Origin of the sequence: Geobacillus uzenensis, assembly GCF_002217665.1 — a bacterium.
GTDB lineage: Bacteria > Bacillota > Bacilli > Bacillales > Anoxybacillaceae > Geobacillus > Geobacillus subterraneus.
On record NZ_NEWL01000006.1, the window covers coordinates 665,472 to 684,784 of the forward strand.

Sequence of the window (19,313 nt, forward strand, 5' to 3'; positions counted from 1 at the left end):
AAATTTCAATCTCTATTCAAAGAAAGACCCGAAAAATTTCTTGACCTTCTTCCCGAAATGGTCTTCTTTCTTTTTTGGTTTCGGCTGCTGTTTTTGCGCGGGACGCTCGACCGGCTCTGCCGCAGCGGCAACCGGAACTGTTTTTCCTTGCAGCTGCGCCTGCCGATAGGCGAATTTGAGCAAGCCGACGCCGATCGTATATTGCGGGTCGCGCACCCCGATATAATCCGGCATGGCGACACGGACGCTCGTCCCTAAGACGACGTGCGCTAGCTCTAGCACTCCTGGCATATTCGCCACGCCGCCCGTCAGCACATAGCCGCCTGGAAGGTCGCGAAACCCGAGCCGGCGCACTTCATGCTGCACCATTTGCAAAATTTCCTCCAGCCTCGCTTCAATAATATCGGCGATCTCAAGCTGGCTGAACTGCTGGTGTTGATCGGTGCCCATAATAGGCACGGTGAATACCTCTTCTTCCGAAGCGTAATCGTAAAATGCATGCCCATGCTTCAGCTTAATTTTTTCGGCGTCTTCTGTTGTCGTGCGCAACCCGATGGCCAAATCTTTTGTAATATGCTCCCCGCCGACTGGAAGCGACGATACAGCCTGCAGCCCGCCTTGCTCAAAGACGGCAACCGTTGTCGAGCCGCCCCCGAGGTCGACGAGCGCAACGCCTAAATGCCGTTCGTCATCGGATAACGCAAGTGAACCGGCCGCCAACGGTTGAAGGCAAATATCGCTGATTTCCAGGCCGGCCCGTTCCACACAGCGAAGGAGATTATGTAAAACCGTCTTCGCTCCGGTTACCATTGTCCCTTCCATTTCGAGACGGACGCCAAGCATGCCGCGCGGATCATGGATGCCGTCTAGTCCATCAACGATAAACTGGCGCGGAACGATCCCGATAATTTCCCGGTCCGGCGGGATGGAAACGACTTGCGCGGCATCGATGACGCGAGCGACATCCTCGTCGCCAATTTCGCGATTTTCACTCGCGACAGCGACGATGCCATGACAGTCATGGAGCTGAATATGGCCGCCTGCCACCCCGACGATCACGCGGCGAATCGACAGGCCGACCATCCGCTCTGCTTGTTCGACCGCTCGCTTGATCGAGTGCACTGTTTTATCTATATCAACAATCGCCCCTTTTTTGAGCCCTTCCGCTTTTACATTGCCTACTCCGATAATGTTAATCGAGCTGCCTAACATTTCCCCGATGATGACTTTGACGCTCGATGTCCCGACATCCAGGCTAACGACGATCTCATTGCTGCTCATCTTTTGGCATCTGCCTACTAAAAACGCGCCGGTGTCGGCCGGCGTTTCAGTAAGCAGCGACACCTCCTTTTTCGGCTGAAATTTCTCGATCCATCTCTTTGTCTATTTGTCTATGTCTAGTTTGTGAATTTCACAAAAACATCATATTTTGGTTTACTCCATATAATTCAACATGCCAAAAGACTTTCCCTGTCTTTTGCTTAACTTTTTTCGCGATTTTGCCGCCGCTCCGCCCATTCGGCAAGCCAAAGACGGCGGATGATGGCGATGTTTTGAAAAAGGCGGACACCGAACGCAAACACGGCTGCTAAATACAAGTCTACACCAAGATGTACACCAAGAAAAGTTAAAGTTGTGGCAAGGATGATGTTGAAAAAAAACCCGGTTATAAATACAAGTTCGTCGTATGTCCCCTGTAAATGGGCGCGCCATCCCCCTATTAATGTATCAAAGGCTGCCAAAATGGCAATCGACAAATAATTGGAATATTCATCGGGGACTTCCCAGCCGGCAAGAACGCCGATGGCAAACCCGAGCAACAACCCGAGAAGCGGGAGCCACATGCTACTTCTCCTCCTTGCCGGCGCTCGCCGTCTCCATATATTTGATCTTCGGCCGTTCGATTGATGGCGGAATGACGATCGCCGGTTTTGGCTTGGAAATCGAAAGCTCCAAGTTTTCGACGATGAAATCGTCGCGGAGCGGCGAAACCGTTAATCCGCTATAGAGCTTGTCCGCATCGTCCGCAATCGCCTTCACCTCAACCGGCAGCCTGATTGGGCGGCGTCCGACGTTCGTCATGCCGTTGATATCGCGAATCGCCGTCCAGTTCGTCAGCCGCTCGCCGTCGATAGCGATTTCCTTTGCTCCATATTTGTTCAACTCGTTCACTAATCGTTGCAGCAGCTCCGGGGACACGGTAGCAGTGACCGGTCCGACGTAGCCGGCTGCCGAGAACGGCGCAATCATTAGGATGATGCCGCTTCCTTTCACTTCCGTCAGGCCGGCTTCTTCTCTCAGTTCAGCGACGGTCGCCTCGAGCGCCGCCCCGCCGCCTGCTGCCTCCTTCTGCCGATAATGGTGCAATTTCTCCTCGTAATCTTCGAGCTCCTCAAGCAAGTGCTGCTCGAGCTGCTGCTCTTTCGTTAAATCGGCGCGCAGTTCCCAAATGTCGCGCGTGTCGCGCCCTTCCGAAGGCATCGTCGTCCGCAACCCGACCGCAAGCATCACGCCGAACACGGCGGCAACAAAGGCAAAAGATAACCGTCTTTTTCTCTCCAATGCACTTCACCGCCCCTTTCCGCCCTCTTTTTATGGTTTGGGCGCAAATACCGGATCGAGAACGATGTCCTTTTGTTTTTCCACTTTCACATCGACATGGTCTTCGACAAGTTCGTCGATGACGCCGCCGGCCAATCCAAGCGCGGATGATAGCACGTCCGGATCGCCGATCGCCGAAATGACAAACGGAGCGGCATGCTGCGTCCCATCCACTTCAATGACCGGACCGTTGCAGACAATGTACGAGCGGTGGGAAATGCGCTGGCCATTGATGGCTACCGCTTCGGCGCCGGAAATCAGCAGTTCGTGAACGACTTTCCATACGTGCTGTTCGTGAACAATGTAGTCAGTAGCACTCGCTTCAGAGGGGATATAAGAGGAATCGGAAAGCGTGACTGCTACGCCTTTCCCTTTAACCCTCGCCTTTCCGACATGCATGCGCAGCTGTTCGGCCTCTTTCGCCAATCCAGCCTCGTTCGACTGGTCTTCGGCCAGTTTTTTTTCCCATGCGGCCAGTTCCTCTTGCTTTTTGACAAGCTGTTGCTTTAACGACCGGTTTTCTTTTTGCAAAGCGATCAGCGCCGAGCGATACTCGTATTCCTTTTTCCACTCGCTGTCGCTCCATTGGCGGCGGGGCGCCTCCTTTTGCGCATGCTGGTACGAAAACCCGAGCATGGCACCAAAGACAAAACAAATAAAAGTAAGGAGGACGCGGCTACGGGCTTGTCGTCTCATCGTCATCCTCCTTTTTCGTCGGTTCGTACGGAACAAAATAGCTGCCCACTTCCAGGTGAATGACTCCTTTGACGTTCCGGTCGAGCTCGGCGATAATGGACGGATAATGCGACAGCCTGTCGGCAAAGTTATGGATGGTCGCACTCACCTCATAGCCGTCGTTCATATAGACGACGACGCGGTCTTCGTACTCACTGTTCGGCTTGTAGTGAATTTCCGACATGGCGCCAAGCACGGCCGCCGGCAGTTCAGCGAGCTGCCCGGTCATTTCCGCAATGGCATCGCCGCTTTTCCAGCCGACTAATACCGGCGCATCGCTCGGAGCCGTTTTCGCCGCTTCCTGCTTTAGCAGCCGTCCGTTTTCAAGCAACGGAAAAAACGTTTGCCGGTTATATACGTAGGCGATCCGCCGCCATTCACGGACGTGGATGACGATCGTATTTGGCAGCCGCTTTTCCACAGCGGCTTGCTTAATTTCCGGATGACGGGCGATTTTCGCCTCGACGTTTTGTTCGTTCACTTTCCAAAAGCTTGTCCGCTTTGTGATGCCGCTCAAACTGATGATGCGCTCCGCCGGCAGATGACGGTTGCCGCTCACTTCCACATGCTTCACCGCGCTGAGCGGCGATTGAAAGTAAAGGACGCATAAGATGAACAGGAAAAAGAAGGACAAATACAAAATCAGCCGGCGGTTCGCCTTTTGGCGGCGCCGCTCTTTCAGTTTCGGCACGCGGTCCTCTAGAACGACGACCTTTCCTTTTTCCATCGCATTCACCGCTTTCTTGTCCAACGCCCGCATTCTTGCCCATGGACCAACACATTGCCGCATATAGATAAAAACAAACGGCATCTGCTGCCGTTTTTATGTTCTTTGCACTTGCTTTCATTATATCACAAATAGACCGAGAGAGAGAGCCTGTTTTTTATCCCATTTGCCGCCACTATTCGACGGTATATCAGAACGATATCAAGGCAAACAAAAGCGGCGGACAACCGCCGCCTGCCTAGGCCTAGTAGCGGGCATGCCGGCTAATATTGAGCAGCACGCCGACCGCCATCAGCATAAGCGTCAGCGATGACCCGCCATAGCTTAAAAACGGGAGGGTAATGCCGGTGACGGGCATCAGCCCGGTGACAACGCCGATATTGATCATCACTTGAATGGCAATCATCGAAATGATGCCGAGCGCCAAAAAGCTGCCGTACAAATCGGGAGCGCCAAGGGCGATGCGCACACCGCGCCAAAGAAGAAGGCTAAACAAAAGAATGACGAGCGAACCGCCGATAAAACCGAGTTCTTCAGCTAAAATCGCGAAAATAAAATCCGTTTGCGGCTCCGGCAAATAAAAAAACTTTTGCCGACTTTGCCCAAGCCCGAGGCCGAACAAGCCGCCCGGCCCGATGGCGTACAGCGACTGGATGATTTGAAACCCGCTTCCGAGCGGATCTTCCCACGGGTTTAAAAACGACGTAATCCGCTTAATCCGGTACGGTGCCGATAAGACGAGGGCGACAAACCCGGCGAGCCCCAATACACCGAGGCCGGCAAAATGACTGAGGCGGGCGCCGGCGACGAAAATCATCGTCACACATGTCCCAACCATGACGGTGCCCGTCCCTAAGTCCGGCTGCAGCATGATCATGCCAAAGGCGGCAAACACGAGCAACAGCGCCGGCAGCAGCCCTTGCTTAAACGACGTAATCTTTTTTTGATTTTCGGATAAATATTTGGCCAAAAAGGCGATCATAGCGAGTTTCATAAACTCGGACGGCTGAATGGAAAACGCCCCGACGCCGATCCAGCTGCGCGACCCATTGCGCACCATGCCGATCCCCGGAATGAGCACAAGAATGAGCAGCACAAAACAAACGCCAAGCAGCACTTTCGACCAGTCGCGCCACGTCCAATAATCGATGTTCATCACAAACAACATCGCGATCACGCCAACGCCGGCAAATAACAGCTGGCGCTTGGCAAAGAAAAAGGAATCGTTAAACTTGTACTCCGCCCAAATGGCGCTCGCGCTGTACACCATGATCAGCCCGATGGCTAAGAGCGAAAACGTTAAAATAATGAGCAAAAAATCCGGCGCAGACTTTTTCCGCGGCAATGCCCAACACCTCTATTTTGTAAACTAGAGGGAAAGGGCTGTCCCTTTCCCTCTATTTCAACTTATGCACGGCGTGAATAAAAATGTCCCCTCTCTCCTCGAAAGTTTTGTATTGATCCCAGCTGGCACATGCCGGAGAGAGCAAAATGACATCGCCCGGCTCTGAGAGCCGAAAGGCAACCGGGACAGCCTGTTCCACATTATCGACATATTCCACTGTTTCTATTCCCGCTTCCCGGGCGACACGGCCGATCTTGGCCGCCGTTTGGCCGAACAGCACGACCGCTTTCACCCGCTGCAAGTACGGAAGAAGCGCATCAAACTCATTGCCGCGGTCAAGCCCGCCGGCCAGCAAAATGACCGGCTCGCCGGCGAATGCCGAGAGCGCCTTTTGCGTCGCTAATAGGTTTGTCGCCTTCGAATCGTTGTAAAACCGCCGCCCGTTGACCTCGGCTACATACTGAAGCCGATGTTTCACACCCGCAAACGTCGTCAACACCCGGCGGATCGCTTCATTGCCTGCGCCGGCTAGTTTCGCAGCCGCTATCGCCGCTAAACTATTTTCCAAATTGTGTTGACCGGGAAGAACGATGTCGGCGGTGCTGATGACCGGCTCACCGTTCCAATAGACGGCGCCGTCTTGGACGTACACCCCTTCACCAAGCGGCTTCGTCGCCGAAAACAGCACCTTTTGCGCCCGGACGGACGAGGCGACGTCCATCACAATGGGATCATCCGCGTTCACGACGGCGTAATCGCGTTCCGTCTGGTTACGGAAAATATTCGCTTTCGCTGCCACATACGCCGCCTTCGTCCCATGGTAATCCAAATGGGCGTCAAAAATGTTGAGCAAGACGGCGATTGCCGGACGAAACTCGCCGATGCCGGCGAGCTGAAACGAAGACAGCTCGGTGACAAGCCATTGATCCGGTTTCGCTTCCTTTGCCACCTCGCAGGCGACAAGGCCGATATTGCCGGCGAGCAGCGCGCCCTGGCCGTCCGCCTTTAACATCTCATAAATGAGCGTCGTTGTTGTCGTTTTTCCGTTCGACCCAGTAATGCCGATAAACGGCGCCTCAGAAATATGATAGGCGAGCTCCACTTCCGTCACGACCGAGAGCCCTTTTTCGAGCGCCTTTTCGACCAACGGGTTTGTATACGGAATGCCCGGATTTTTCACGACGAGGTCAAACGGCTCATCAAGCAGCTCGAGCGGATGGCCGCCGCATACGACGCGGATGCCGAGCTCTTCAAGCTGCTTCGCTTCTGTATTTTCCGCCAACGGCTTCTTGTCGTTGGCGACGACTTCAGCGCCTAATTCCGCAAGCAGCCGAGCCGCCGCCGCTCCGCTTTTCGCCAATCCAATGACAAGCACACGACGATGTTGATAAAAAGGAGTCGGTTTCAATTACATCCACACCTCGATATAAATTCCTAGCATTGCGAATAAAAGGCCGACCGCCCAAAACGTGACGACAATGCGCCATTCCGACCAGCCGATGAGCTCATAGTGGTGGTGGAGCGGACTCATGCGAAAGACGCGCTTGCCCGTCATTTTGAATGAGGCGACTTGAATGATGACCGACAGCGTCTCAATGACAAACACGCCGCCGATCACGACAAGCAGCAGCTCAAGCTTCGTTAAGACAGCGACGGCCGCAATCGCCCCGCCGAGCGCCAGTGAGCCGGTATCACCCATAAACACTTTCGCCGGGTGGGCGTTAAACACTAAAAAGCCGAGCACGGCGCCGACAACAGCCACACAAAATACGGCGACGTCGTACTGGCCTTGGTTCCAAGCCAAGACGGCGTAAGCGCCAAAAGCGATCGCCGCCGTCCCAGCAAGCAGCCCGTCAAGCCCATCGGTCAAGTTGACAGCGTTCGAGCCGCCGACGAGCATGAGCAACAGCAGCACCCCGTACGCCCACCCGAGGTCAAACGACCAGTCAGTGCCGGGAATATGTAGCGCCGTCGAAAAGCCGCTTTGTCGATAGACAAAAAAGAAAATGACCGCGATGATGAGCTGGCCGACAAATTTTTGGCGGCTTGTCAGCCCAAGATTTCGCTTCATCACAACTTTAATCATGTCGTCCAAAAAGCCGAGCACCCCGTAGCCGACCGTAACCAGCAGCAACAAATACGTTCCCGCTGAAAGAGCGGCGAATTTCGCCGTCATCCATACAGTCGTCGCGACGGTGGAAAGCAAAATCATGATGCCGCCCATCGTCGGAGTGCCCGATTTTTTTTGATGCGACTTCGGTCCTTCCTCGCGGATGCTTTGCCCAAATTTTAACCGTCGCAAAAACGGGATGAACAGCGGCGACAAAATGACCGTGACCAAAAAGGAGACCGCCATCGCAATGACGATTAGTTGCTCTGGCATGAATCGTCACACCCTTCTGCCGGCCGCGCGCCTAGCCACCGTTTTTGCAATTCGGCGAGCCGCAGACGGACCGCGGCATCAGCCGGAGCGTACGTCCCGCCTTTTTCCGGGAACGCAAACGAAAATTCCGTGCCCCTATCGCCCCCGCTTTGCGCTAAGTACCGCTCAAGCAATACGGCAGCTGCTTCAAGCGGCGACGGAACGAAAAAGAGCGGAAACTGGTTTGGGATATAGCGGGGCAGCGGCTCGCCGATCGGCCAAAATGAAGCGATCGCCCCATGCTCAATGGCCGTTTTCAACGTTTCCGCCCCGTTTTCGAGCGGAACGAACAACCCTTTTTTCACTTGCTTCTCCGGGTTGACAAACACCGCATGAAAGCGAATCGTCTCATCGACGATGCCGCGCGCTTCCGCTGCGATTGATTGCACCATTCCATACGTGACCATCGTCATCTTCTCTCCTTCACCGCCGCTCGGGCGACGGCGCGATCGTCAAAGTCGATCACATCGTCGCCGATAATTTGATACGTTTCATGCCCTTTGCCGGCGATTAACACGACATCCCCTTCTTGCGCCTGCCCAATGGCGTACCGGATCGCCTCTTCGCGGTCCGGAATGGTCACATACGTCCCATCCCCAGCGCTGACGCCGGCCTCCATATCGCGCAAAATTTGCTTCGGGTCTTCCGAGCGCGGATTGTCGGAGGTAAAAATGGCAACATCCGCATAACGCACCGCCGCTTGCGCCATGAGCGGCCGCTTTGTCCGGTCGCGGTCGCCGCCGCAGCCGATCACAACATACACGTTCCGCTTTGCAAACTGTCGCACTGTTTTCAACGCGTTTTCCACGCTATCCGGCGTATGGGCGTAGTCGACGATAATAGTAAAATTTTGCCCTTCATCGACCGTTTCAAACCGCCCCGGCACCGGTGCGGCATCAGCGAGCGCTGCGGCAATCGTCGCAAGCGGAAAGCCGGAGGCAAGGCAAGCGGCCGCGGCAGCGAGGAGGTTATAGACGTTAAACAAGCCGACCAGCTTCGTTTCGACCGCCGCCGTTCCGTGCGGGGTGCGCAGTTGAAACGCCATGCCGCCGGGGGTCATTTGGATTTGCTCTGCCATTACGTCGCTTTTTTCCTTTATGCCGTATGTGATGATCGGTGCAGCCGTCATATGTTTATAATATTGTGAAACGGGGTCATCATGATTGAGAACGGCAAATTTTGGCCGCCGCTCGTCATAGCGGTTGCCAAGCTGGGCAAACAAGAGCCCTTTGGCGTTCCGATATTCTTCCATTGTCCCGTGATAGTCTAAATGGTCTTGCGTCAAGTTCGTAAACACGGCCACATCGTAATCGCAGCCGTGCACCCGTCCTTGGTGAAGGGCATGCGATGACACTTCCATGGCTGCAAACTCCACACCTTCATCGACCATTTGTTTAAACGTGCGCTGCAAGACGAGCGACTCTGGCGTTGTATTCACGGCCGGGTAGGAACGGTCGCCGATTTTCGTCCCGACCGTGCCGATGAGGCCGGTTTTCTTGCCAGCCTTTCTGGCAACCTGCTCAATGATATGAGTCGTCGTCGTTTTCCCGTTTGTGCCCGTCACTCCGATTAAATGGAGATGGTGGGTCGGCTGCCCGTAAAACGCATCCGCTAAAATCGCCATCGCCCGCCGGCTGTCTGGCACGAGGACGACCGGCACGTTCACTGAGAGCGGACGCTCAGCGACAATCGCCACCGCCCCGCGCGCCACCGCCTGTTCAGCGAAGTTGTGCCCGTCCACGGTAAATCCTTTCACACAAAAAAAGAGCGAACCGGGCGTGACATGACGCGAGTCCATCTCCAGCGCAACGATGTCCGGGTTGCCCCCGCGATGCACCCAAAAGCCGGGCAAGCGTGACAGCAGCGTTTGTAATTTCATGGTTGCTTCATCCCTTTCGCTTATAATAGCCCGCCCAACGATGCGGACAGCGGAAAAAGGGGCCCAACCAACCCGATGAGTCATCGCATCGGCCGCCCCTTGCCTGATCTTTACTGCTCCTCTGCCGCCTCGTTTTTCGCCAAATAAATGCGAATCGTCGATCCCTCTTTCACTTTCGCCCCTGGCTCTGGGGATTGTTCAACGACCACATTTCCCTCGCCACTAACATCTAATTTTAAGTCAAAAAGCTGTTCTTGCAAATCATTTTTTGTCAATCCGATTAAATTGGGCACTTCAATCACTTTCGGCTCGTTCCAGTCCCGTTCTTTAGCAAGTTGATCTTTGCGCGGCTTCACGTTCATGGCGCGCAGGCTGTCTTCCATCACTTTGCCGACGATCGGCGCGGCGACCGTGCCGCCAAACTGAACCGTCCCTTTCGGATTGTCAACGGCGACGTATACGACAAGCTGCGGATCATCAGCCGGAGCGAAACCGATGAACGATACGATATGGTTGTTTTGCAAATAGCGGCCGCCTTGCGCTTTTTGCGCCGTCCCGGTTTTTCCGCCGACCCGGTATCCTTCAACATACGCCTTTTTCCCTGTTCCTTGGGCGACGACACTCTCAAGCGCATACCGAACTTGTTTCGACGTTTCCTCGGAAATCACACGCCGTTTCGCCTTTGGCGTACTGCGGCGGACGATTTCGCCCGTCTCCGGATCAACCCACTCCTTGGCAATGTAGGGGGTGTATAAAACGCCGCCATTGATTGCAGCCGATACGGCGGCGATTTGCTGGATCGGCGTCACCGACACCCCTTGGCCGAACGCGGTCGTCGCCAGCTCCACCGGCCCGACCCGTTTTAAATCAAACAAAATTCCGGTTCCTTCCCCTTGCAAGTCGATGCCGGTTTTCTCGCCAAACCCGAACTGCTTAATGTACTTAAACAGCGTTTCTTTTCCAAGCCGTTCGCCCAGCGCCACAAACCCCGGGTTGCACGAGTTTTGCACAACTTCTAAAAACGTTTGCTCTCCGTGGCCGCCTTTTTTCCAGCAGCGCAGCGTAGCGCCGGCTACTTTGGCATAGCCTGGATCAAAAAAGTGGTCTTTGAGCAAATTCACTTTCTCTTCCTCAAGAGCCGCCGCAAGCGTAATGATTTTGAACGTTGACCCTGGCTCATATGTACTCCAAATCGGCAAGTTGCGGTTGTAAATTTCCGGAGGGACGTTGCGGTAGTTGGCCGGGTCGAAGGTCGGGCGGCTCGCCATCGCCAAAATTTCGCCCGTATTCGGATTCATGGCGATGGCGATGATGCCGTCCGGATTGTATTTCGCCTCCGCGATATCAAGCTCCCGTTCGATAATCGTCTGGATGCGCGAGTCAATGGTCAGCACTAAGTCCAAGCCGTCGGTCGGGGGCGTATAATCATCCGCCATATCAGGCATGCGCCGTCCTTTTGCATCGGAATAAAATTGGACCGAACCGCGCTCGCCGCTTAGTTCTTTGTCATAATACAGCTCAAGCCCGGTGAGCCCTTGATTGTCAATGCCGGTGAAGCCGAGCACATGCGACAAATAGCTGCCAAACGGGTAGTAGCGCTTCGTATCTTCGGCGATATACACCCCGTCTAAATCGAGCGCGCGCACGTTCGCCGCCTTTTCATCAGAAATTTTCCGTCCTTCCTTCAGGCGGACGATCGACGTTTTTTGCGTAATTTGCCTATAGATCGATTCGACTGAAGCGCCCAACACAGCGGACAGCTTTTCCGCCGCTTCCGCCGGGTTTTTCACTTGCCGGGGGATGATATACACTGTCGGCGCGCTCATATTTGTCGCCAGCGGAACGCCGTTGCGATCCAAAATTTCGCCGCGCTTCGGCTCAAACGGGATGTTCCGGCCCCATAGCCCTTTCGCCCGTTCCGCTAACATATCGCCGAGCCAAAATTGAACGTAACCAAGACGGAGATCGATAATCGCAAAGATGAAAATACCGATCAAAAACACGATCGTCAACCGCTTGCGCACGGTAACGTACGACACGCGCATATGGCGGAACCTCCTTCGTGATGGGCTCGTTCCACTATATGCTTGTACGCCCCGTTATAGAACGGCAAAAATCATTCGTGCGGCTCGTCGTCTTTCCGCTCAGCCGCCTCTTTTTCTTTCCTCGCCGCTGTTTCTTCCCATTGGCGCGGCGGGGCCAACTCGACAATCAAATAATCCCCTTTGCGCACTTCCGCTCCCGGGCGAATGTTTTGGCTGACAACATAACCGGTTCCTTTCGTGCTCGGCCGCAGCCCGAGCACGTTGGCCACTTTCATGGCATCCCGCAGCGAAAAGCCGCGCAAATCAGGCATCGTTGCCGCTCCGTCCGTTTTCAGCACGACCCGCTCTCCCGGAAGAACGCGCTCCCCACCGCTCGGAAGCTGCTGTTCGACATATTTGCCGCTGCCGATGACGACCGGCACATATCCTTTTTCTTTCAGCTGTTCCGCCGCCGCGACGGCCGTCTGGCCGATCAACGAGTCAAGCGCGCGCCGCTCCGTTGTCTTCGTTTCCGGTCGTTTCTCCTCTACCGGCTCGATATGCAAATATTGCAGACTGCTTTTCATTACCGTCGTAAAAATTTGCGACACCGGCGCCGCCCCGGTTTCGGTGACATCGAGCTGCGGCTGCTGGACGGCCACGTACATCACGAGCCGCGGATCATCAGCTGGCGCCATGCCTAAAAACGAGAAAATATAGTTTTCCCGGCCGGTCAAGTAGCCGCCGGCGGCCGACGGAATTTGCGCCGTCCCTGTTTTGCCGGCGACACGGTAGCCATCAATTTGGTACGGGCGGCCGGTGCCGTGTTCCGAGGTGACGACCGTCTCTAAAATATCGCGCACTTTGCGCGCCGTTTCCGCCGTGATCGGTTCACCGGCTACGGTCGGCTCATGATCAAGAACGACTTTGCCGCTGTCTGGATCGACGACTTTTTCAATGACGTACGGCTTCATCATTTTCCCATCGTTCGCGATCGCTGTTGCCGCTTGAATTTGCTGAATTGGCGTCACCGACGTCCCTTGGCCAAAACCGGTCGTAATCCGTTCGATCGGATATCGGTAGCGGATTTGCCCGACCGCTTCGTTCGGCAAGTCGATGCCGGTTTTCTGGTCGAAACGGAAACGGTGCAAATATTGCAAAAACCGATCTTCGCCGAGCTTTTCTTTCACTAAAATGGAAAAGGCGACGTTCGATGAACGCTGCATCCCTTCTTGAAACGTAATCGTCCCCCAACCGACATCGTTATGGTCGCGAATGATGTTTGGCCCGACCTTGTACGACCCGGAGCGGTACGTTTCCTTGCCGTTATATACTCCTTCATTAATGGCCGCAGCGAGCGTAAACACTTTCATCGTTGACCCCGGCTCGTACGGATAGGAAATGGCGTCATTCAAAAAGTTCGTAATGTCGCGCTTGTTCGGATCGAAACTTGGACGGGTCCCCATGGCTAAAATTTTTCCTGTTTTCGGATCAGCGACGATGGCGATCATTTTTTTCGGTTTGTACTGCTTCTCAACGCTGTTCATGGCGTCTTCTAAAAACGTTTGGATTTTTCCGTCGATCGTCAAATAGACGTTCGCTCCATTGTCCGGCTTAACGATCCGTTCTTTTGCCTCCGGCAGGCGAAAGCCGTTCACATCGCTGGTAAACGACACATAGCCGTCCGTTTCGTGCAAATAGCGATCAAGCCATTTTTCCACTCCCATTTTGCCCACTGTTTCATTTTCCTCGTTTTTCTGCGCATAACCGATCACGTGCGAAGCAAACGTGCCGTTCGGATAAAACCGGTTTGTATCGCGGATGAAAGCGATGCCCGGCAAGTCGAGCGCCTCAATTTTTTGCTTGAGTTCAAAGCTGATGTTGCGGCCGTAGGAGCCGAACTCGACTTGCTTCGCCTTTTTCGTTAAAATGCGCTCCATGTCCTCGACATCCATGCCAAGCAGCGGAGCAAGCTTTTTCGCCGTTTTTTCCGGATCGACGACATGGCGCGGCCGGTCCGGGTCGGTCGTCATCTCTGGATCCAAAATGGCCACGACCGTATACGACGGCACATCCTGCGCCAAAATGGTGCCGTTGCGGCCAAAAATCGTCCCGCGCTTCGCTTCGATCGTCCGCGTTTGTTTATGCTGCTGTTCGGCTTTCGCGGCCAGCACATGGCCGTCCGCTTTTCCGGTCCATTGCAGCTGGACAAAACGGGCAAAGAGCAGGAAAAAGAGCAGGCCGAAAACGATAAACAAAACTCCTGCCCCCCGATGGGTGTTGGCATGCTTTTTCATTTCCATCGTCCATCATTCCTGCACGACTTTTACATGGTTTTCGTTAAGCGACAGCCCGAGCTCCTTCGCCTTTTCCAAAATGCGTTCATATGCGCTCAATCGCTGCACTTCGACATACAGGTCATTATTTTCCTTTTTTTGTTCATCAATGGCCGTTTCCAACTTTTGCACTTCTTTATTCAGCTCGTAAATTTGCACTTGGCTTGAGATGAACTGAACCGCCACATAAAAGACAAACAGCAAAAACGAGACGATCAACAGCTTCTCAGCCAGCGTAAGACGAAAGCGCCGTTTTCGCTGCGGCTGCGGGCTCGGCGGCGCAGCCGGGCGCTTTTGCTCGCGCACTACTTTAACTGCCAAATCGTTCACAGCTTTCCCCTCCTGTTTCTCCACTCGTTCTTTTTCATCATCAGCGTCACCGTTTTTCGGCGATGCGAAGCTTTGCCGAACGGGCGCGGTTGTTTCGTTCCAGCTCCTCGGCAGAAGGAACGATCGGTTTTTTTGTAATGATTTTCAGCACGGGGCGGTAATCATCGGGGAGAACCGGAAGCCCCGGAGGCAATGGCGGGCTCTCGCTTGCTTTTTTAAACGTTTCTTTGCAAATGCGGTCTTCGAGCGAGTGAAACGTAATGACGCTCACACGGCCGCCTGGCGCTAACAGTTCAATCGCCTGTTCGAGCGCCTCGCGAAACGCTTCGAGTTCATCGTTGACGGCGATGCGGAGCGCTTGGAAAATGCGCTTGGCCGGATGTCCGCCGCTGCGGCGCGCCGGCGCCGGAATCGCCGCTTTGATCACCTCAACGAGCTCCCCGGTCGTTTCGATCGGCCTTTCACGGCGCACCTCCTCAATTTTGCGCGCCACCTGCTTTGAAAACTTTTCCTCGCCGTAGCGAAAAAAAATGCGGACAAGATCCTCGTATGGCCAGCGGTTGACGATCTCCTCCGCCGTAAGCCGCTGCTTGCGGTCCATCCGCATGTCAAGCGGCGCATCATGCTGATAGCTGAAGCCGCGCTCCGGCTCGTCGAGCTGCGGCGAAGAAACGCCTAAATCAAACAATATACCGTCAACAGTATCGATGCCAAGGGCCAAAAGCTCCTCGCGCAAAAACCGGAAGTTCCGGTTTATCAACTGCACTTGTTCGCCGTAGCGGGCGAGCCGCTCGCGCGCGTGCAAAATGGCGGTCTCGTCCTGGTCAAAAGCAAACAGTTTCCCTTGTTTCGAGAGACGGGAGAGCAAATATTCGCTATGGCCGCCGCCGCCTAACGTGCAATCGACATAGACGCCGTCTGGACGGACGTTCAGCCCATCGACCGCTTCCTTTAACAACACGGTTGTATGTTGAAACACATGTCCACCACCTTTACTGCTTCCGAACGCACTTGCATCGGCCAGTGGCCGCTTCCTTATTATATCGCAAAGACGGACAAAATTTTAGCTTTTTTTGTAAAAAAGCGTCCCTTTTTGTTTATTTTTGTCGGATGCAACCGATAAAACCTATAATTGTAAAACCCCCCTTTACTTTTATTTCCATCCGTTTCGTGTTGTTTTGTTACTATTCATTTCAAGAAAAAAAAATCCTGCTCGAAACAGGATTTTTCTTTTCGACTTTTTCTTTGAAAAAGCCTTATATATATACAATTTTGTGCATTCCGTTTTCCGGATGGCGGATTGCCAAAAGTTTTTCTACAAAATCAAATCCGTAACGGTTCACGTAGTAAAACACGTTCCAAACCCGCTCTTGGGGCGCACCGTTTGGGCGCAGCGCCGTTTCCACACGCCAAAATTTCCGCTGCTCGGCCTCATGTTTGCGCAACAGCGCCCGCTCCAACGTTTGCTGAAGAAACTCGATTTGTGCCTGAATGAAGGCGGCATTTTTCGCCACCAATCCCTCTAATCCGCGGTCAATTTCCATGCCGAGCTCGCGCAGCGGCCGGTGCGCCGCTTCAATGCCGGCTTTCGCTTTGGCAAACGCCTCCGCCAGCGGGGCTTCGGCCGTTGCCTTGAGCCATTGCTGCTTGACCTCCTCAAGGCGCCCGGACAGTACATCATTCGCCTCAAGACCGATATCGGCGAGGTCGGTTTGCAGCGAACGGCTGACGATCGTCGCCTGCAAACGCGGCACCACCGGCGGCATTTCCATCCTAAACAGCGGGAACACCTCTTTCAACTCCGCCCAATAGGCGATCTCCCCAGGACCGGCAACAAAAGCGAGCGTCGGCAGCAAATATTCTTGCATAAGCGGACGGGTGACAACATTGTTGCTTAAACAGGCCGGCTTCGTTTCAGCGAGCTTGAGCAGCTGTTGCTTCGTCAAAATGACGCTCCCTGCTTTATTGCGAAACAGGCCGCTCTCCTCATCATAGTGCAAAAGAGAGCGTTCATGGCCATCGTAATAAAACAAGTTGGCCGCATCCGGCGCGATCTCAATGAGCGGTGCATATCCGAGCGCACGCAGCGCCTCTTGCTGAGACAGCACGGCTGACGTCACATCGCGATGGCGGTCAACGAGCGCGGCGAAGAAACAGCGCTCGAGCGGGCGCACCGCCGCATCGCCGGCGTTGAGGACGACTAGGCCGTCATCGGCAAACAAGCGCAGGACAATAGCGGCAAAAAAGTCGACAAACGTGCGGGAATCGTCCAAGCACGCCGCTAGAAATGAGAGCAGTTCATTCGTCACGTCCGTTTCCCCATATGTTTTGACGACGCGCTCAATCCACTCGTCAGCAAGCTGGCGATCGAGCGGGACATCGGCCGCCATCCTCCTTTCGTTCCGCCTGTGCGGGTACACCGCTTTTTTGACTTCGCCACCCTCGACGACGTATACATGGTCAACTTCACCGATGTCATGGTCTTCGCCGGCGATCCAAAACAGCGGCACAACCGGTACACCGAGTTTTTGCTCCTGCTCTTTGGCCAGCCGAATGATCGTAACGATTTTGTAAATCGTATAAAGCGGCCCGGTCAATAGCCCGGCTTGCTGCCCGCCGACGATGACAACGCTGTTTTCATCGCGCAGCTTGTCGATATTGCTCATCGTTGCCACGCTGGCCGAAAACCGGCGGTGATAGGCGTCTAAGTAATCAGCCAGCCCGCGGCGGTCATACGTCCTTCCTTGCAAGTGGGACAGCCGCCGGCGAAACGCCTCATCATCCGCCCGGGCATAGGCAAACCCTTTTTCAGCCGGGAATGCACCGGTTATGTAAGCAGCAGCCAGCTTCGTTGCCGCCGGCAGCGGAACCTCGCGAACTTCCATGACAAAAACTCCCTTTCCTATGTATTCTTTCATGAGTATAGCACGTTCGGTGCAAAGAGAGAAAAATCATTGCTCAAAGGTTGGCGGCGACGCGCGCCACCATGCCGTATGCGAGCAACCCGGCATAAAGGGAAGCAAAAATGAGAAAACTCGCCCGCCAAAATAGGCGGAACACCTCCGCCAAGCGAAAATCCCCCTTTTTCCTCCAATAACCGAGCGCGATAGCGGCGTGCAGCCCAAGCAAAAAGAGAAGGAGATGAATAAAATACGATTTTCCGAACAACACAGTCAACAAAAAATAGACCGCGGCGATGAAAAATGCGGTCGCAACGTTGACTGCGGCGTAAAACGCCGCCCGCTTCCGCCCGCCAAACAGACGCACTCCAAAATAGACGAGCAAAAATAGCAAGAGCGGCAGCGTCACAAATGTCGCCAGCACCGGTGCGAGCCAATCACCCATCCGCGTCCCCCCCCTTCCTTCCCTTTCAGCGCGCAAAAGACAAAACGGACGAGCGGCAGCGCCACACCGCGCGCTTCTCCTTGCTTGAGCACATAGCCTAAAATCGCATCGATTTCCGTCCGGCGCCCGTTCGCCACATCCATATACATCGACGAATAGTTGTCCGCCGTGTTTCGGCATATGTGGACAATGCGCTGCCACGCCTGCTCGGCGCTGTGAAGCGGCAGCACTTGCCGCACTTCATCAAACAGCTGCGCCATCATGTCCCGATACGGCGCCACCTCAAGGAGCGCCCCGTTTTTTACTTGCAATAGCGCTGTGAGCGGATTGATCACCGCGTTAACGACGAGCTTGTCGACAAGAACCCGCTCCCAATCATCCGCCCATTCGATCGGAAAATCATCGTCCCCGGCCAATTCGGCGGCCATAGCAGGCGACCCGTATAACGGTGCGAGCGTCAGCTTGCCCGCGCCTGTATGCGCCACCGTCCGGTCGTCAAGCTTCAGCGCGCCATGCTCCACAACGCCGACGACGATGTTTTTGTCGGCAAAAGCGGACAACGTCTCGAGATGGCCCATGCCGTTTTGCAAAAACACAAGCGTGCGGATGCGGCAAAACGAATCAAGTTGTGCGCAAACAGCCGCGAGATCATACTGTTTGACCGTCACGAACACGAGCGGCTCAACGAGCTCCGCTCCGGCAAACGGCCGCGCCCGAACCGCCGCGACCGCTGTTTTCCCATCTTTTTTCAGCGCAACACCGTGTCTGGCCAGCTGCTCTGCTTGGGACAAGCGTCTCGTATAAACGGTCACTTCGTGGCGCTGCCCGAGATAGGCGGCAAGCAGCAGCCCGACCGCCCCGCCGCCGATAATGCCAATGTTCACGCCCCTCCCCCCGCTTTCTCGCAAAGTCACGTTAGCCTTATTTTAGCAAATGTCCCCTCGATCCGTTAAGAAAAAAAGCCGGCTAAAAAGCCAGCTTTTATCCTTCACCGACGCCCTCGGCCGCCTGTTCCGCTTGGTTTTCCGCGCCCGCCACCATTTTCCGCGCCCGCTCCATAATGGCGAGCAGCGTTTTATACTCCTCTTGGACAGCCGCCAGCTGTTTTTGCAACGCTTCTTTTTCCAGCTGCAATTTTGTGACCATTTGCTGCAGCTGTTCCATATCGTTTTTTAATGCCCGATTCTCATCGGCTGTCCGCCGGGCGTCGCGCGCCTTTTGCCCTTCAGCTTGCAAAAAAGCCAGCACCTCCGGCCATGACAGCTTGCTCTCAACCGCCGCTTCCATTTCCGTTTGCCCCCCGCCTTCTTTTCCGGTTGCCGTCTCTTTTTTTCGCGTTTTCCGCTCCTGTTTTGCCTGTTCGATCTCCTCTTTATACTGCTTACGGACATACGAGTTCCAGCGAAATCCGCACGCCGCGGCCGTCCGCGACAAGCGCCGCCCTACTTCAGCAAACGCTTCTAGCTGGGTGCCGCCTTCGCGAATATACTGGAGCACGACGTCGGCCAACAGTTCATCCTCTTCTTTCGTCCATGCGTCCTGGCGTACTCCTGTCATCCCCTTCCCCTC

Annotated in this window: 18 protein-coding genes; all 18 read right to left on the reverse strand. The window is 54.6% G+C overall.

Translation table 11 applies throughout. The features are described from left to right. Positions 1-12: 12 nt before the first annotated feature. Complete coding sequence (gene ftsA / locus B9L21_RS10770; protein ID WP_063167388.1) at positions 13-1,281, reverse strand: cell division protein FtsA; 1,269 nt, start codon at positions 1,279-1,281, stop codon at positions 13-15. 200 nt (positions 1,282-1,481) lie between these two features. Then, entirely contained in the window at positions 1,482-1,844 is a 363-nt protein-coding gene (locus B9L21_RS10775) for a small basic family protein (protein ID WP_063166369.1), read from the reverse strand. A gap of 1 nt (position 1,845) precedes the next feature. After that, complete coding sequence (locus B9L21_RS10780) at positions 1,846-2,562, reverse strand: DUF881 domain-containing protein (RefSeq protein ID WP_063166370.1); 717 nt, start codon at positions 2,560-2,562, stop codon at positions 1,846-1,848. A 30-nt stretch (positions 2,563-2,592) separates the two neighbouring features. Beyond that, on the reverse strand, positions 2,593-3,297 hold the full coding sequence (locus tag B9L21_RS10785) for a DUF881 domain-containing protein (RefSeq protein WP_063166371.1): 705 nt from the start codon (positions 3,295-3,297) through the stop codon (positions 2,593-2,595). Continuing rightward, complete coding sequence (divIB, locus tag B9L21_RS10790; protein ID WP_082816605.1) at positions 3,278-4,063, reverse strand: cell division protein DivIB; 786 nt, start codon at positions 4,061-4,063, stop codon at positions 3,278-3,280. The genes B9L21_RS10785 and divIB overlap by 20 nt, the downstream gene beginning before the upstream one ends. Positions 4,064-4,307: 244 nt before the next feature. Continuing rightward, entirely contained in the window at positions 4,308-5,408 is a 1,101-nt protein-coding gene (gene spoVE / locus B9L21_RS10795) for a stage V sporulation protein E (RefSeq protein ID WP_063166372.1), read from the reverse strand. 52 nt (positions 5,409-5,460) lie between these two features. Beyond that, entirely contained in the window at positions 5,461-6,816 is a 1,356-nt protein-coding gene (gene murD, locus B9L21_RS10800; protein WP_063166373.1) for a UDP-N-acetylmuramoyl-L-alanine--D-glutamate ligase, read from the reverse strand. After that, a complete protein-coding gene (mraY, locus tag B9L21_RS10805; RefSeq protein ID WP_063166374.1) occupies positions 6,817-7,791 on the reverse strand; it encodes a phospho-N-acetylmuramoyl-pentapeptide-transferase in 975 nt (324 codons plus the stop codon). It abuts the gene before it with no gap. After that, on the reverse strand, positions 7,776-8,243 hold the full coding sequence (locus B9L21_RS10810; protein ID WP_063166375.1) for a hypothetical protein: 468 nt from the start codon (positions 8,241-8,243) through the stop codon (positions 7,776-7,778). Before B9L21_RS10810 ends, mraY begins: the two co-directional genes overlap by 16 nt. Next, positions 8,240-9,709 (reverse strand): UDP-N-acetylmuramoyl-L-alanyl-D-glutamate--2,6-diaminopimelate ligase, encoded by a 1,470-nt coding sequence (locus B9L21_RS10815; RefSeq protein ID WP_063166376.1) that lies wholly within the window; start codon positions 9,707-9,709, stop codon positions 8,240-8,242. The genes B9L21_RS10810 and B9L21_RS10815 overlap by 4 nt, the downstream gene beginning before the upstream one ends. A gap of 110 nt (positions 9,710-9,819) precedes the next feature. Further along, a complete protein-coding gene (locus B9L21_RS10820; RefSeq protein WP_063166377.1) occupies positions 9,820-11,754 on the reverse strand; it encodes a stage V sporulation protein D in 1,935 nt (644 codons plus the stop codon). A 71-nt stretch (positions 11,755-11,825) separates the two neighbouring features. Beyond that, positions 11,826-14,036, reverse strand: a complete 2,211-nt coding sequence (locus B9L21_RS10825) for a penicillin-binding protein (protein ID WP_063166378.1) — start codon at positions 14,034-14,036, stop codon at positions 11,826-11,828. Positions 14,037-14,042: 6 nt separating this feature from the next. Continuing rightward, complete coding sequence (gene ftsL, locus B9L21_RS10830) at positions 14,043-14,399, reverse strand: cell division protein FtsL (protein WP_063166379.1); 357 nt, start codon at positions 14,397-14,399, stop codon at positions 14,043-14,045. Positions 14,400-14,445: 46 nt separating this feature from the next. Then, positions 14,446-15,378 carry a 16S rRNA (cytosine(1402)-N(4))-methyltransferase RsmH gene (rsmH, locus tag B9L21_RS10835; RefSeq protein ID WP_063166380.1) on the reverse strand — a complete coding sequence of 311 codons (933 nt, stop codon included), beginning with the start codon at positions 15,376-15,378 and terminating at the stop codon, positions 14,446-14,448. Between the two features lie 277 nt (positions 15,379-15,655). Beyond that, positions 15,656-17,284: a bacillithiol biosynthesis cysteine-adding enzyme BshC gene (bshC, locus tag B9L21_RS10840; protein WP_063166381.1), complete on the reverse strand. Its 1,629-nt coding sequence runs from the start codon at positions 17,282-17,284 to the stop codon at positions 15,656-15,658. A 73-nt stretch (positions 17,285-17,357) separates the two neighbouring features. Next, positions 17,358-17,744: a DUF3397 domain-containing protein gene (locus B9L21_RS10845; RefSeq protein WP_063166382.1), complete on the reverse strand. Its 387-nt coding sequence runs from the start codon at positions 17,742-17,744 to the stop codon at positions 17,358-17,360. Next, positions 17,705-18,628, reverse strand: coding sequence for a 2-dehydropantoate 2-reductase (locus B9L21_RS10850; protein WP_063166383.1), 924 nt, complete (start codon positions 18,626-18,628; stop codon positions 17,705-17,707). The genes B9L21_RS10845 and B9L21_RS10850 overlap by 40 nt, the downstream gene beginning before the upstream one ends. Before the next feature lie 97 nt (positions 18,629-18,725). Beyond that, positions 18,726-19,301 carry an RsfA family transcriptional regulator gene (locus B9L21_RS10855; protein ID WP_063166384.1) on the reverse strand — a complete coding sequence of 192 codons (576 nt, stop codon included), beginning with the start codon at positions 19,299-19,301 and terminating at the stop codon, positions 18,726-18,728. Positions 19,302-19,313: the final 12 nt, after the last annotated feature.